Here is a 14,556-nt window from a genome sequence, read left to right as displayed (position 1 = left end):
CAACCATGCTGCCCCGAACGCCAGTTGGCCCCACAATATCTCCGTGCCGCATGACGACTACATGGAACTCATCCTCGACGACGGGGCCCGGGTCAGAGTCGAACTGACACCCGTCGGCGGGCCCCGGACCGCCCCGGCAGCGGACGACGACCTACCGGGCGGGATCGGCGGGTCGACACCCGTCGGGCGCGGCGGCGAGCGGGTCGCCGCGCTCGCCACGGACACGCTCGCGGCCGTACTGCGACCGCTGGGGCCCTTCCTCCAGCAGGTCCACGACTCCGTACGGGGCATCCCCGACCCGCCCGACTCCCTCGACGTCGGCTTCGGCCTCCAGATCGGCCAGGACCTCAAGCTCGGGATCGTCGGCGTCAACGGCCAGGCCAGCATGACCGTCTCGGCGACCTGGCAGCTGCGGCCCGACGGCGCCGAAGGCGCCGACGGCGGCAACTGAGCCGTGGGCTGGTTCAAGGCGCCGGGCGCGGACCCGTCGGCCGACGCGCGCGGCGCGCTGGTGCGGGTGCTCTCGGCCGACCGGGGGCGGACCGCGGGCGCGGGCGTCTATCTCGCCGGCCGCAGACTGCTGACCTGCGCACACGTCGTCAACGCGGCGCTGGGCCTGCGGATGCTGAGCCCGCGCGACCCGGGCGCGGTCACCCTCGACGTCTCCTTCCCGGCGCTGGCCGCGGGCACGGCGGGCGCCCGGCAGGCGCGCCTGGTGGCCTGGGTGCCGCCGCGCGCCGCGCACCACCAGGGGCCGGTGGCCGACGGCTCCCTGGAGTGGGGCGGCGACCTGGCCGTACTGGAGCTGGACGAGGAACCGCCGCCCCCGGTCGGCCCGGTGCGCTGGCTGGACATGCGGGCGGGGCAGCTGGTGCGGGCCTGGTACGGCGGCGGCCAGCCCTTCTCGTACGCGGACGTCCAGGTCGGCTCGTGCGACGGGCGGATCGGCTATCTCGACGGCAAGCTCTCCGGCGCGGCCGTCGACGACGGGTACAGCGGCGGGCCCCTGTGGTCACCTGCCGACGGCGCCGCGGTGGGCCTGGTGATGGGCAGGATCACCCCGCCGGGCGGGTCGTTCGACACCCAGCACACCGTGCGCCGCAGCTGGGGCCTGACCTGGCAGTCGGTCCGGCAGGAGCTGTTACGGGTCGGGGCGGCCCCGGACCCGGCGCCGCCGGGTGCGGGCGAGTCCGCCGGTGCGGCGGGCGACGAGTCGGTGCGGGACATGATGGCCGGCCCGCTGCACGCCCTGCTGGGCGATCCGACCGTACGGGCGGCGCACTCCACCGCGCTCGGGGCGGCCCTCGGTCTGCGCACCCGGGCGGACGGGACGGCGCCGTCGGTGGAGGAGCTGGCGGTGCTGCTGTGCACGGTCGAGCGCGCGCTGCCCACGCTGGCCGAGTCGCTCGCCCCGTCCCTGACGGACGCGCGGGGCCGCACCCAGCTGGACCGGCTGCTCGCGCTCGGCCGGCTCACCGACGCGGCCGGGCTGCTCTCCGTCGCCGAACACCGGGCGCTGCTGGTGAAGTGGGACCATCTCACCCGACAGGACCCGGGGCTGCTCCCCCGGGCAGCGACGGCGGCGCTGCCCTATGTGGATCTGCCCCGTTCACTGACGGCCGCGCGGCTCGACCCCGACGACGTGCCCGGCGCGGTGCGCGAGCTGGAGGAGTGGCCCGGCGACGGCTCGCCGGTGCCGGACGAGACGCCCCGGCTGCCCGCGCTGCTGCGGGTCGTGGAGTACGCGGCCGCCGAGACCGGCGGCATCGCCTGCCAGGCGCTCCAGGAGTGGAGCGGCCGGGTCGCGGCCCGGCTCGGCATCCACGCCGCGGCCCTGGGTGAGCGCCGGGCGGACGCGGCGCGCTGGTCGAACCGGTCGGCCGGCGCCGGAGTCCGCGTCCTGGTGGAGCTCAGCCGCCACCCCAAAGACCCGGCCGACCGCTACCGGTGCGCGGTGTGGCGGATGCGCGCCGACGGCACGGCGGCCCGCACCGCCACCGGCACCGAACGGCCGCGCACCGGGCGGGAGATCGCCCGTCTGGTGCGCGAGGTGGCCGGCGGCGCGGAGGGCGCCGGGCAGAACGTGGCGCTGGTCGCGGTGTCCGTCGCCCCGGACGCGCTGCACCTGGCGGTGGACGAGTGGGACGGGGCGAGCGCCGACGAGTTCTTCCCGGCGCCGCTGGGCGAGGACTTCCACCTCGTACTGCGCTGTCCGCAGATCAGACGCCGCTCGCGCACCGGCGCGGGCGACCTGAAGCGCCGCTGGGGCGCCCGGCACCAGAGCGAACCGCTCGTCGCGGACCACCGGATCTCCGACGAGATGGAGCTCATCCGGCTGCTCAAGACAACCCACTACGACGCCGCCCGCGTCATAGTGCACGGGCCCCCCGGCAGCCGGACCCGGCTGCTGCACTTCTGTCTGGCGATGGGGGTGCCGATCGTCCTGTGGGACCGCGCGGCCGGGGAGCCGGGTGACGCCGCCCGGCTCGACGGGGCGGGTCCGTACGGCCCCGTCGACGAACTCCCCGAAAGAGTCCGGCACTTCAGGGTCCGCGCCTATATGGACCCGGAGGTGCCCGCACGGCCGGCGCTGGTGTGGGAGGACGCCGAGCTGCCGCTCCCCGACGAGCTGCAGCTCGCCGACCCCTCGCTGGGACCGGAAGGAACCGCCCGCCCCTCGGAAGGAACGGATCAGGCGACATGACGGAGAACGACGGGTGGCGGCTCTTCCGCGGCGACCGCACGGCCCGGGAGGTGGCCTTCCCCGAGGCGCCGCCGTGGCGGCAGTTCGCCAACGGCGCCCCGGGGACGCGGGTGCGCCACCGCCCGTATCTGATCGGCCGCACCGAGGCCGACGTGGTGAGCGCCGCGCTGCATCTGCGCCGCCCCCTCCTGGTCACCGGGCACCCCGGCACCGGCAAGTCCTCGCTGGCGCACGCCGTCGCGCACGAGCTGTCGCTCGGCCCGGTGCTCCAGTGGCCGGTCAACAGCCGGTCGGTGCTCAAGGACGCGCTGTACGGGTACGACGCCATCGGGCGGCTGCGCGAGACCCATCTGCGCCAGGAGCGCGGCGCGCCCGAGCCCGACATCGGCACCTTCGTCCGCCTGGGACCGCTGGGCACCGCGCTCGTGCCGCGCGAGCGACCGCGGGTCCTTTTGGTGGACGAGCTCGACAAGGGCGACGTCGATCTTCCCAACGACCTCCTGACGGTGTTCGAGGAGGGCGAGTTCGAGATCCCCGAGCTGTCACGGCTGCCGGAGGCGCAGTCCGAGGTGCCGGTGCTCACCCATGACCCCGAGGGCGGGCGGGTCACGATCACCCGCGGTGTGGTGCGCTGCCGCGAGTTCCCGGTGGTGGTGATCACCAGCAACGGCGAACGGGACTTCCCGCCCGCGTTCCTGCGGCGCTGCGTCCGCCTCGATCTGCCGGATCCGGACGAGGAGCGGCTGCGGGACATCGTGGCCGCGCACCTGGGCGAGCACGCCCTCGAAGGCGTCGACGACCTGCTGCACGCGTTCCTGAACCGCCGGGCGCCGGGCGAGCTCGCCACGGACCAGCTGCTCAACGCGGTGTTCCTGCGCAAGGGCGGGGTGAACCTGAACGCCGAGGGCCTGCTGGACGCGGTGCTCCACCGGCTGGGCGGATCGGTCTAGCCGTGCCGCGCGCGGAGCCCTCCGACGCCCTGGCGGGACTCGCCGCCCTGGTGGGCCACGAGCTGTCCACGCACGAGCTCCTGGACACGCTGTGGCTGGCCGCCCGGCTGCCGAGCGGTGCCGACGCCCCGCTGGCGAGCGCCCTGGCCCCGGACCGCGCGCGGCAGCCGGGCCCGGAGGCGTGGGCGGGGCCGCCGACACCGCCCGAAGGCACGGCGGTGGTGCCCGGGGCCGGGGACGGCGCCGCGAAGGAAGGGGCGGGCTCCCAACCACCGCTCCCCACCCAGCTGTTGGGCGCCCTGCACGCGGCGGCGGCCGCCCGCAGCGCCCCCGAGTTCACCGGCGCGAGCGCCTCCCCGCGCCGCCCGGAACGCGGCGCCGGGGCGCTGCCGGTACGGGTCCCCGAGGCGAAGGCGCTCGGCGACGGGGAACTCCGTCTGAGCCGGTCCCTGCGACTGCTGAAGCAGCCCCATCCGGGCTCGCACTTCTGGGAGTTCGACGAGGAGGCGACCGCCACCGCGATGGCCGAGAGCGGCCTGCCCGACGTGGTGCTGCGGCCCGCGCGGCGGCGCTGGCTCGATCTCACCCTGCTCATCGACGACGGCCTCTCGATGCTGCTGTGGCGCAGGCTCGCCACCGAACTGCGGTCCGTCTTCGAGCGGTTGGGCGCCTTCCGGGACATCCGGGTGCACGGTCTGGACGCCCGCTCGGACACCGCCCCCGGCCTCAAGGTGCGCCCCTTCGACCCCGGCGGGCCGCTGCTCTCCCCCGCGTCCGCCGCCGACCCGTCGGGCCGCACCCTGGTCCTGGTGATCAGCGACGGGGTGGGGGCGTGCTGGCGGGACGGGCGGATGCACACCGCCCTGGAGCGCTGGGCCAGGCAGGGCCCGACGGCGGTGGTGCACGCGCTGCCCTCCCACATGTGGGACGCCTCGGGCATCCGCTCGGAGCAGTGGTCGGTGACGACGCGGCGGCGCGGCGCGGCCAACCACACCTGGGAGGTGACCGACCCGCTGCTGCCGCCCGGCCTCGGCGACCGCTTCCCGGGGGTGCCCGTCCCCGTACTGGAGCCGTATCCCCCTGCCGTCGCCACCTGGGCGCGTCTGGTGGCCTCGCCCGGGGCCAGCGCGGAGCTGCCGCTGCTCGCGCCGCCGGGCGCGCGCGGCCTCCGGGGCGAGGCGGCCACCCGGGGCACGGACCCGGCCGACGCGGTGCTGCGGTTCCGGGACGCGGCGTCCCCGCAGGCGTACCGGCTCGCCGCGCACCTCGCGGCCATCTCGCCGCTGACGGTGCCGGTGATGCGGCTGGTGCAGGCGGCCGTGCCGTGGCGCTCGGACACCGCACACCTGGCCGAGGTGTTCCTCGGCGGACTGATGCGCCAGGCCGACCCGCCCGGCGCCGGACTCCCCGCCCAGCACCGCCGCTTCGGCTTCCTCGACGGCGTCCAGGAGATCCTGCTCGACACCGCCTCCCCGATCGACCTGCTGCGCACCACCCGAGCGGTGACCGACCGCCTGGCCACGCTGGTGGGCCGCTCCCCCGACTTCCCGGCCTGGCTCGCCCATCCGTCGGGGACGGGCGAACTCCTGCCGGGGACAAGGCCGTTCGCCTGGCTTGAGGACCGGCTGCTCACGCATCTGGGCGCCCGTCCGATGGCGTCGGTGCCGCCGCCCCCGGCGGTCACCGAGTACGAGGAGGTGCGGCTGCCGTCCGGTCTGGACAGGGCGCCGTCCTGGCTGCCGCTGCGGCTCCAGGACCTGCACGGGCTGGGCCCGTACACGCTGCTGATGCGCCAGGACACCGGCACCAAGCCCGTCGCGTACATCGGCGCGGACATCGACGGCCAGGAGGCGCTGCTGCGGGTCGCCCACACCTCGGACCCGCCGGTCGCCCGCGAGCTGCTCGCCACCGAGTACCGGGCGCTGCGGCGGATGGACGGGGTGTACGCGCCGGGGGTGCTCGCCAGCGACCTCGACGAGACCACGCCCTGGATCGCGCTGCGGCTCGACACCCTCAGCACCGGGCTGCCCGCGCCGACCCTGCGCGCGGTGCTCCAGGCCGCCGGGCCGCTGCGCGACTCCTCGCTCCTCGCCTGGCTGGGCTGGAGCCTGGCGCGGGCGGTCAACCGCTGCCACCGCAGAGGGCTCGTCCATGGCTCACTCACGCCCGGGACGGTCCTCGTCACCGAGCGGACGCTGCACATCATCAGCTGGGCGTCGGCCCGGATCGACGGCGCCTCCAGCGCGTCCTCGCTGGTCATGCCCAGCAACTCGCCCTACCGGGCACCCGAGGTGACGTCGTGGAGCGAGTCCCGGATCGCCGCCGGCGACGTGTACGCGGTCGGCACCATCCTGCTCGAAGCCGTGACCGGGCGGCACTGGCGCTGGTACGAGCACGACGTGCTGCGCCACCACCCGGAGTTCCGCCGCCTTGAGGAGGGTCTGCGCGATCTGCTGCTGCGCTCGGTGGACGAGGAGCCGGAGGCCCGGCCGACCGCGCGGGAGATGGCCGAGGCGTTCGGCGCGCTGATGCTGATGCCGGTGGAGTGGGACGACGAGGCCGACGCCGAGGCAGCGGCCGACGCCGATGAGGGCCCGGAGGACGATTCGGTCCGCGAGGAGTGGATCCGGGCGATCCGGGCGCCGCTGCGCCAGCCGCTGCGGATCGCGGTCCTCGGGGTCAAGGACCGGGCGGGCTGCACCACGACCACCACCGTGCTCGGGGCGATCCTGGCCGAGCAGCGCCAGGAGCGTGTCCTTGCCGTCGACACGGACCGGCACGCGGGCAGCCACATCCACCTCGCGCGCCGGGTCTACCGGGCCACCGCGGCCCGGCTGACCGAGCTGGCCCACTCCGCCCCCGAGATCACCGGCTTCGAGGTGCTGCGCCTCTTCCTCTCCCAGCACCGCTCGGGGCTGATGGTGCTCGCCAACGACTCGGTGTCCCATCCGCCGACGGCCGGCCAGTTCTCGGACCAGGAGTACCGCGAGGTGGCGGAGGTGACTGCGCCGTACTTCGACATCACGCTCGCCGACACGGACAGGTTCCCGCAGGCGATGCTGGAGCTCGCCAACCGGGTGGTGATCGTCTCCCGGGCCGACCCGGCCGGGGTCACCCAGGCCCAGCAGGCCGTCGACCGTCTGGTGGCGCTGGGCCGCCCCGACCTGGTGGCGGAGGCCGTGGTCGTCCTCAACCACAGCCGCCCGGCCGCCGGCTGGACCCTGGACGCGGCCACCATCCGCAGCCTCAGCTCCCGCTGCCGGGGCGTCCTCACCATCCCCCGCGACGGCCATCTGACGACCGGCAGCACGGTCGAGCTGTCGTGGCTGGCGCCGGAGACGTACAAGGCGTTCCTGCGCCTGGGCGCGCTGCTGGTGAGCGACTGAGAGCTGGGGATCGCGGCACTAGAAGAGTGCGTCCTCCCCCGCCCCCTTCTCGAAGGCCAGCAGCCGCTGCTTGCGGTCGAGGCCGCCGCCGTACCCCGTCAGGCTCCCGGTGGAGCCGATCACGCGGTGGCAGGGGACGATGATGCCCACCGGGTTCTTGCCGTTGGCCAGGCCCACGGCGCGGGAGGCGCCGGGGTTGCCGAGCAACTGGGCGAGTTCGCCGTACGAGCGGGTCTCGCCGTACGGGATGTGGCGCAGCTGGTCCCACACCGCGCGCTGGAAGTCGGTGCCGCGCAGGTCGAGCTCCAGGTCGAACTCGGTGCGTTCACCCGCAAAGTACGCGCCGAGCTGGCGGATCACCTCGGGGAACGGGCCGCCGTCATCGGGTTCGCCGAACGTCTCCTGGGGCGGGCGGTGTCGCTGGTTCTCCATGTAGAGGCGGCTGAGCACGCCGTCCTCGGCGACGAGGGTGAGCGGGCCGTACGGGCTGTCGGTGACGGTATGTGTGGTGGTCATCGTGAACGTCCTCACGCAGGGAGGTTGTTGATGGGGTGGTCGTCGGTGGCCCAGAGGTACTGGACGGCGTAGGCCCGCCACGGGCGCCAGGCGGCGGCGCTCGCGGTGAGGGCGGCGGGCGAGGAGGGCAGGCCGAGCGACTGGGCCGCGCGGCGCACTCCCAGGTCGGAGGGGAGGAAGGCGTCCGGGTCCCCGAGCGCCCGCATCGCGATCACCTCGACGGTCCAGGGGCCGAAGCCCGGCAGCTCAAGGAGCTGGGCCCGCGCCCGGTCCCAGTCGGTGTCGAAGCCCAGGGGGATGCTGCCGTCGGCCAGTCCCGCGACCAGTGTGGTGAGGGTGGCGCGGCGGCTGCGCGGCAGGGCCAGGGCCTCCGGATCGAGCCCCGCCAGCGCCTGCGATGTCGGAAACAGATGCGTGAGGCCGCCCGCCGGATCCTCGACGGGCTCGCCGTGCGCGGTCACCAGGCGGGCCGCGTGGGTGCGGGCGGCGGCCGTGGAGACCTGCTGGCCGAGCACCGCCCGTACCGCGAACTCCGCCGCGTCGACGGTACGCGGCACCCGGCGGCCGGGAGCCTTGTCGACCAGCGGGGCGAGCAGCGGGTCGGCGCGCAGCCGGTCGTCGACGGCGACCGGGTCGGCGTCCAGGTCGAGCATCCAGCGGCAGCGGCTGATGGCGATGGTGAGGTCGCGCAGATCGGTGAGCGAGAGCAGACAGCCGATGTGGTCGGGCCCGGGGGTGAGTTCGACGATGCCGTGCCCGTACGGCAGGGAGAGCGTGCGGCGGTACGCGCCGCCGCGCCACTCCTCCACACCGGGAACCGCCGTGGCGGCCAGATGCCCGAAGAGGTTGTCCGGGTTGAGCGGGGCGCGGTAGGGCAGCCGCAGGGCGATCGAGCCGGGGGCCCGGCGGGCGACGCCCCGCGCGGTGCGGGCACGCAGCTCGGTGGGGGCGAGCGCGAAGACCTCGCGGACGGTGTCGTTGAAGGTGCGCACCGAGGCGAAGCCCGCCGCGAAGGCGACGTCGGCCATCGGGAGCGCGGTGGTCTCGATGAGGATCCGGGCGGTCTGGGCACGCTGGGCACGGGCCAGGGCGAGGGGTCCGGCGCCGAGCTCGGCGCGCAGCTGGCGCTCGATCTGGCGGGCGCTGTATCCGAGCCGCACGGCGAGCCCGGACACGCCCTCGCGGTCGACGACGCCGTCCCGGATGAGCCGCATGGCGCGGGCCACGGAGTCGGCGCGGGCGTTCCACTCCGGCGAGCCGGGCGTGGTGTCCGGGCGGCACCGCTTGCAGGCCCGGAACCCGGCCTGCTGGCAGGCGGCGGCGCTCGGATAGAAGGTCATGTTCTCGACCTTCGGCGGCACCACCGGGCAGCTGGGCCGGCAGTAGATACGGGTGGTGAGCACGGCAGTGAAGAACCAGCCGTCGAAACGGGCGTCCTTGGACTGGACGGCCCGCACGCAGCGCTCGTTATCGGTGTGCATGGCGGCGGGGGCCGCGGGGGCGGCGGAATTCATGGCTCAAGGATCGGTTACGGGGAGGGGGCGCGGCTGGCAGAAATCCGACATCTACCTTGAGCTGGTCGCCCCCGGGTGCGTCTTCGGCTGCGGGTGGGTGGGGGCTGGTCGCGCAGTTCCCCGCGCCCCTAGGGGGTTGGGGGCGTGGCGACCGAGAGGCTGGTGGGGGCCGGACCACCGACCATCGACAGGCTGCTGGGGGGCAGCCCCGGCCACCGAAGGGCGGCTGGGGGCAGCAACCCCGTGCTCCTGAGCATTGCAGCCCCCCAGCCCCGCGCCCCTAGGGGCGCGGGGAACTGCGCGACCAGCCCACCCCCACCCGCAGCCGACCAACCGCTCCCGGGAGGGGCTGCCGCGCCGCAGGACCAGCCCGAGGCCCAACCCCCCAGGGGCGCGGGGAACTGCGCGACCAGCCACGCACGGCCCGCAGCCAAGCAACCACCCCCGCGACGGGCAGCCGCACCCAAGGACCAGCCCGAGGCCTACCCCCCCCAGGGGCGCGGGGAACTGCGCGATCAGCCACATACGGCCCGCAGCCGAACAGCGACTACCCCGCCTACCCCACCGCCCCCTCGAACGCCCGATACGCCGCCTCGTCGAAGAGCACGAACCGAACCTCCTCCACAGACCCGGCGGCGACAGCCGCCTCCCGCACCGCGCGCACAGCGATCCGCGCCCCGTCGTCCAGCGGCCACCCGTAGATCCCCGTGGAGATCGCCGGGAACGCCACCGTCCGCGCCCCCAACTCCCCCGCCACCCGCAGGGATTCGCGGTAGCAGGAGGCGAGCAGGGCCGAGCGGTCCTCGTCGCGCTGCCAGACCGGGCCCACCGTGTGGATCACCCACTGCGCGTCGAGCCGGCCGGCAGCCGTGGCCACGGCGCGCCCGGTCGGCAGGCCCTTGCCGTAGTGGGAGGCGCGCAGTCGGCGGCACTCGGCCAGGATCTCCGGCCCGCCCCGGCGGTGGATCGCGCCGTCGACCCCGCCCCCGCCCAGCAGCGAGGAGTTGGCCGCGTTGACCACCGCGTCCACGGACTGGTCCGTGATGTCGCCCCGGACGAGCACGATCTCAAGGCGCGGAGCGGCGGACGCACCGGTCATCGCCGGTCCGCCTTCCGCAGAGCCCGCCAGACCGCCTTGGCCGCGTTGTGCCCGGACATGCCGTGCACCCCGGGCCCGGGCGGGGTGGCGGAGGAGCAGAGGAACACCGACGGGTGCCGGGTCGTGTAGGGGAACAGCGACAGGGTGGGCCGCAGCATCAGCTGGAGCCCGCGCGCCGCGCCGCAGGCGATGTCGCCGCCCACATAGTTGGCGTTGTGCGCCGCGAGCTGCGGCGGCCCCGCCGTGGCGCGCGCGAGGACCCGGTCGCGGAAGCCGGGCGCGAAGCGCTCGATCTGGCGCTCGATCGCGTCGGTGAGGTCGCCGTCCCACCCGTTCGGCACGTGTCCGTACACCCAGAACACGTGCTTGCCCTCGGGCGCCCGCGAGGGGTCGACGAGGCTGGGCTGGGCGGTGATCAGGAACGGGGTCTCGGGGGCGGTGCCCCCGGACGCCTGGCTCAGCGCGGCGCCGATTTCGCTGGTGGACGGGCCGATCTGCACGGTGCCGGCCCGGCGCGGCTCGGCCGCGGTCCACGGCACCGGGCCGTCGAGCGCGTAATCGATCTTGAAGACGCTCGCGCCGTACTTGTACCCCTCGTACGCCCGCCCCAGGCCCGCGATCCGGGCGAGCGCGGTCGGTGAGGTGTCGAAGACGTACGCCCGGGCCGGCGGCAGGTCGTCGAGCCGCTTCACCTCGAAGCCGGTGTGGACCGAGCCGCCCAGGTCGCGCAGATACGCGGCGAGCGCGTCCGAGATCGACTGCGAGCCGCCGCGCGGCAGCGGCCAGCCGTTCTCGTGCGCGGCGAGCGCGAAGACCAGGCCGACGGCGGAGGTCGCGAGCCCGTTCAGCGGCGCGATGACATGGCCGACGAGCCCGGCGAACAGGGCGCGCGCCCGGTCGTCCCGGAAGCGGCGCATCGTCCACGCGTACGGCGGAAGCCCGTCGATGCCGAAGCGCGCGAGGCCGATCGGATCGCGCGGCAGCGCGCTCAGCGGCAGCGACATGAAGTCGCGCACCAGGACGTCCCACTTGCCGATGTACGGCGCCACCAGCCTGCGGTACGTGCCCGCGTCGCGCGGCCCGAACGACGCGGCGGTCTCGGCGACCGAGCGGGCGAGCACGGCCGCGGTGCCGTCGTCGAAGGGGTGCGCCATGGGCAGTTCGGGGTGCAGCCACTCCAGTCCGTACCGGTCGAGCGGCATCCGGCGGAAGGCCGGGGAGCCGATGCCCAGCGGGTGCACGGCGGAGCAGGGGTCGTGGCGGAAGCCGGGGAGGGTGAGCTCCTCGGTCCTGGCACCGCCCCCGATGGTGTCCTTGGCCTCGAAGACCTCAACGGACAGACCGCGCCTGGCCAGTTCGACCGCGGCGGTCAGTCCATTGGGCCCCGCCCCCACGACGACGGCATCGAGCATCGACGGCACCTTGGACTCCTCACGCCCTTGTGGCCAAGACACCCAGCATATTCCGGGCCACGGACAATCCGGTCCGGGGTGGGCGCGGTTGCGCCAGGAGGCCGCGCGGCGACCCGGGGCCGGGCGTTCGACCGCGCCCGCTCACTCCCCCGCCAGCAGTCCCCGCACCCGCTCCGCCGTCGCCGCGTCCCGGGCGGCCGTGAACGGCAGCGCGTTGCCGCCGGTTATCCGGAACGGCTCGCCCGTCAGGGTCGTGTGGGCCCCGCCCGCCTCGGTCACCAGGAGCAGGCCCGCCGCATGGTCCCAGGCGAGTTCCCAGGAGAACGCGACCGCGTCCAGCCCGCCGCGCGCGACCGCCAGGTATTCGAGCCCGGCCGAGCCGCACGGGCGCGGGCTGACGCCGTCGGTGCGCAGCCCGAGCAGCGCGCGCTTCTGGTCGTCCGTCGTGTAGTCCGGGTGGGAGGTGGCGACCTCGATCACCGCGCCGGGCGCGGGCGCCCCGGACCGTATCGCCTCGCCGTTGAGCCTCGCGCCGCGGCCGCGGACCGCGACCGCCATGACGTCGAGCGCCGCCCCGTACGTCCACGACGCCAGCACCTCGCCGTGGTGGGCGAGCGCCACCAGCGTGCAGAAGCCCTCCTCGCCGCGCACGAACTGGCGGGTCCCGTCGACCGGGTCGACGATCCACACCGGTGCGTCGCCGCCCAGTGCGTCGTACACCGACGGGTCGGCCGCGACGGCCTCCTCGCCGACGACGGCCGAGCCGGGCAGCAGCTCGGTCAGGGCCTGGGTCAGGAACTCCTCGGCACGCCGGTCGGCGACCGTCACCAGGTCGTGCGGGCCGCTCTTCTCCAGGACCTCGTGCGAGGCGAGCTGGCGGAAGCGCGGCATGATCTCGACGGCCGCCGCCTTGCGGACCGCCTCTTCGACGTCGGACGACCGGTCTTCCAGAAACTCTGCGAGCAACCCTTCGATCATGCGTCCAGCAAAACATGCCCCACTGACAATCGGCGAACGTGGTCCCAACCCCGGACGTCATCGAGGTGACGTCGGCGAGCACCCTCCCCGGTCACCGCCCCACCGCGTACCCCTGCATCCCGCGCGGATTCGCGGCGGCGGACAGGATTCCGGTCTCCGGGTCGCGCGCGACCGCGCACAGCCGCCCCTCCGACCAGGCGCCGCCGACCGTGACCCGGTGCCCGCGCCGCCGCAGCCCCGCCACCACCTCCTCGGCGGTCCGCGCCTCGACCGTGACGCTGCCGGGCCGGGCCGCCCGCGGGTAGAACGAGCTCGGGAAGGAGTCGTTGTGCCAGTTCGGAGCGTCGATCGCGCCCTGGAGGCCGAGGCCGCCGCGCTCGCCCGCGCCGAGGGCGACGGCGAGGAAGAAGTGCAGCTGCCACTGGTCCTGCTGGTCCCCGCCGGGCGTGCCGAACGCCAGCACCGGTACGCCGTCGCGCAGCGCCAGGGTGGGCGACAGCGTCGTACGGGGGCGGCGCCCCGGGGTCAGCGTGTTCGGCAGCCCCTCCTCCAGCCAGGCCATCTGGAGCCGGGTGCCGAGCGGGAAGCCGAGCTCGGGGACGACCGGGTTGGACTGGAGCCAGCCGCCGCTGGGGGTCGCGGCGACCATGTTCCCCCAGCGGTCGACCACGTCCAGGTGGCAGGTGTCGCCCCGGGTGGCGCCGTCCGGGGCCACGGTCGGCTCCCCCGCGCCCGCCGCCCGTACGTCGGCGTCGCGGCCACGCGCGCGTAGTGCCTCGCGGGCGATCCGCGGCGGGCGCCCGCCCGGGCTGCCGGGCCGCAGCTCGTACGAGGCCGCCGCGCCGACGAGTGCGCGGCGGGCCGCGTTGTAGTCGTCCGAGAGCAGCTCGGCGAGCGGCACCCCGGTCGCGTCCCCGTACCAGGCCTCCCGGTCGGCCATGGCGAGCTTGCACCCCTCGACGAGGAGGTGGACGTATTCGGCGGAGCCGTACGGCGGCAACTCGTCCGGAAGTAGCGCCAGTTGCTGAAGGAACGCCGGGCCCTGGCTCCAGCCGCCCGCCTTGCAGACGGTCCAGCCGTTCCAGTCGTACGTCACCGGGTCCTCGTACGTCGCGGACCACCCGGCGAGGTCGGCCGCCGTCAGGGTGCCGGTGCGGCGCTCGCCGCTGGTGTCCAGGGTGGGGCGGTGCGCCTGCGCGACCAACGCCTCGGCGACGAACCCCTCGCGCCAGATCCGCCGGGCCGCCTCTATCTGCCGCACCCGGCCGTCACCGGTCGCGGACGCGCGCGTGGGGGCCGACTCGGCGAGGACGCGGCGCCAGGTGCGCGCCAGGGCCGGGTTGCGCAGCAGCCGCCCCGGGCGCGGGGCGCGGCCGCCCGGCAGATACACCTCGGCCGAGGAGTGCCACTCGCTCTCGAAGAGCGCACGCACGCCGTCCACGGTCTCCCCGACCCGCTCGACGGGCGGATGCCCGTCCTCGGCGTATCCGATGGCGTACTTCAGTACGTCGGTGAGCGGCTTGGTGCCGTGGTCGCGCAGCAGGAGCATCCAGGCGTCGAAGGCGCCGGGAACGGCGGCCGCGAGCGGGCCGGTGCCGGGCACCAGGTCCAGGCCGAGCGAGCGGTAGTGGGCGGCCGTCGCCCCGGCGGGCGCGGGCCCCTGGCCGCAGAGCACCCGCACCGCGCCCCCGGCCGGGGCGAGCAGGGCGGGCACCTCGCCTGCCGGGCCGTTCAGATGCGGCTCGACGACATGGAGGACGAAGCCCGCGGCGACGGCGGCGTCGAAGGCGTTGCCGCCGTCCTCCAGGACGGCCATGGCGCACTGCGAGGCGAGCCAGTGGGTGGAGGAGACCATCCCGAAGGTGCCCTGGAGGGTGGGCCGGGTGGTGAACGGCGTCTCCGGCACATGGAAGGCATGGGCTATGTGATCGGCCATCCGGGCAGGCTAGCGACGCCCATCGTGGAATGTCAGACCCCCCGTCTACCGTTGATTCTGC

At 75.1% G+C, this 14,556-nt stretch carries 10 protein-coding genes; 4 read left to right on the top strand and 6 right to left on the bottom strand.

Annotation, left to right across the window (positions count from 1 at the left end):
- The first annotated feature begins 43 nt into the window (after window positions 1–43).
- Genes OG965_RS31890 through OG965_RS31875 form a run of 4 tightly spaced genes read left to right on the top strand, consistent with a single transcriptional unit; the run spans window position 44 to window position 7,040 of the window.
- Window positions 44–451 (top strand): CU044_2847 family protein, encoded by a 408-nt coding sequence (locus tag OG965_RS31890; RefSeq protein WP_371655507.1) that lies wholly within the window; start codon window positions 44–46, stop codon window positions 449–451.
- Between the two features lie 3 nt (window positions 452–454).
- A complete protein-coding gene (locus OG965_RS31885) occupies window positions 455–2,704 on the top strand; it encodes a trypsin-like peptidase domain-containing protein (RefSeq protein WP_371655506.1) in 2,250 nt (749 codons plus the stop codon).
- Window positions 2,701–3,654, top strand: a complete 954-nt coding sequence (locus OG965_RS31880) for an AAA family ATPase (RefSeq protein ID WP_371655505.1) — start codon at window positions 2,701–2,703, stop codon at window positions 3,652–3,654. Before OG965_RS31885 ends, OG965_RS31880 begins: the two co-directional genes overlap by 4 nt.
- A gap of 2 nt (window positions 3,655–3,656) precedes the next feature.
- The gene (locus tag OG965_RS31875; RefSeq protein WP_371655504.1) at window positions 3,657–7,040 is read left to right on the top strand and encodes an SAV_2336 N-terminal domain-related protein; all 3,384 of its coding nucleotides are present in this window, start codon (window positions 3,657–3,659) and stop codon (window positions 7,038–7,040) included.
- Window positions 7,041–7,058: 18 nt separating this feature from the next.
- On the opposite strand, the gene OG965_RS31870 is transcribed toward OG965_RS31875, so the two are convergent.
- The 6 genes from OG965_RS31870 to OG965_RS31845 form a co-directional block, all read right to left on the bottom strand.
- Complete coding sequence (locus OG965_RS31870; RefSeq protein WP_371655503.1) at window positions 7,059–7,556, bottom strand: methylated-DNA--[protein]-cysteine S-methyltransferase; 498 nt, start codon at window positions 7,554–7,556, stop codon at window positions 7,059–7,061.
- 11 nt (window positions 7,557–7,567) lie between these two features.
- Window positions 7,568–9,037: an AlkA N-terminal domain-containing protein gene (locus tag OG965_RS31865; protein WP_371657114.1), complete on the bottom strand. Its 1,470-nt coding sequence runs from the start codon at window positions 9,035–9,037 to the stop codon at window positions 7,568–7,570.
- A 589-nt stretch (window positions 9,038–9,626) separates the two neighbouring features.
- Window positions 9,627–10,169 (bottom strand): O-acetyl-ADP-ribose deacetylase, encoded by a 543-nt coding sequence (locus OG965_RS31860; protein WP_371655502.1) that lies wholly within the window; start codon window positions 10,167–10,169, stop codon window positions 9,627–9,629.
- Window positions 10,166–11,581, bottom strand: coding sequence for a phytoene desaturase family protein (locus OG965_RS31855; RefSeq protein WP_371655501.1), 1,416 nt, complete (start codon window positions 11,579–11,581; stop codon window positions 10,166–10,168). The genes OG965_RS31860 and OG965_RS31855 overlap by 4 nt, the downstream gene beginning before the upstream one ends.
- A gap of 141 nt (window positions 11,582–11,722) precedes the next feature.
- The gene (locus OG965_RS31850) at window positions 11,723–12,559 is read right to left on the bottom strand and encodes an inositol monophosphatase family protein (protein ID WP_371655500.1); all 837 of its coding nucleotides are present in this window, start codon (window positions 12,557–12,559) and stop codon (window positions 11,723–11,725) included.
- A 91-nt stretch (window positions 12,560–12,650) separates the two neighbouring features.
- The gene (locus OG965_RS31845; RefSeq protein ID WP_371655499.1) at window positions 12,651–14,495 is read right to left on the bottom strand and encodes a gamma-glutamyltransferase family protein; all 1,845 of its coding nucleotides are present in this window, start codon (window positions 14,493–14,495) and stop codon (window positions 12,651–12,653) included.
- Window positions 14,496–14,556 lie beyond the last annotated feature (61 nt).

Origin of the sequence: Streptomyces sp. NBC_00224, assembly GCF_041435195.1 — a bacterium.
Classification (GTDB): domain Bacteria; phylum Actinomycetota; class Actinomycetes; order Streptomycetales; family Streptomycetaceae; genus Streptomyces.
Note: the sequence above shows the minus strand (reverse complement) of the source record. Positions and strands in the feature narration are given on the sequence as shown.

What these genes read in the sequence shown, in the direction of transcription:
- OG965_RS31845 (WP_371655499.1), bottom strand. Translation starts at nt 14,495, where the DNA reads ATGGCCGATCACATAGCCCATGCCTTCCATGTGCCGGAGACGCCGTTC.
- OG965_RS31880 (WP_371655505.1), top strand. Translation starts at nt 2,701, where the DNA reads ATGACGGAGAACGACGGGTGGCGGCTCTTCCGCGGCGACCGCACGGCC.
- OG965_RS31860 (WP_371655502.1), bottom strand. Translation starts at nt 10,169, where the DNA reads ATGACCGGTGCGTCCGCCGCTCCGCGCCTTGAGATCGTGCTCGTCCGG.
- OG965_RS31850 (WP_371655500.1), bottom strand. Translation starts at nt 12,559, where the DNA reads ATGATCGAAGGGTTGCTCGCAGAGTTTCTGGAAGACCGGTCGTCCGAC.
- OG965_RS31870 (WP_371655503.1), bottom strand. Translation starts at nt 7,556, where the DNA reads ATGACCACCACACATACCGTCACCGACAGCCCGTACGGCCCGCTCACC.
- OG965_RS31855 (WP_371655501.1), bottom strand. Translation starts at nt 11,581, where the DNA reads ATGCTCGATGCCGTCGTCGTGGGGGCGGGGCCCAATGGACTGACCGCC.
- OG965_RS31865 (WP_371657114.1), bottom strand. Translation starts at nt 9,037, where the DNA reads ATGCACACCGATAACGAGCGCTGCGTGCGGGCCGTCCAGTCCAAGGAC.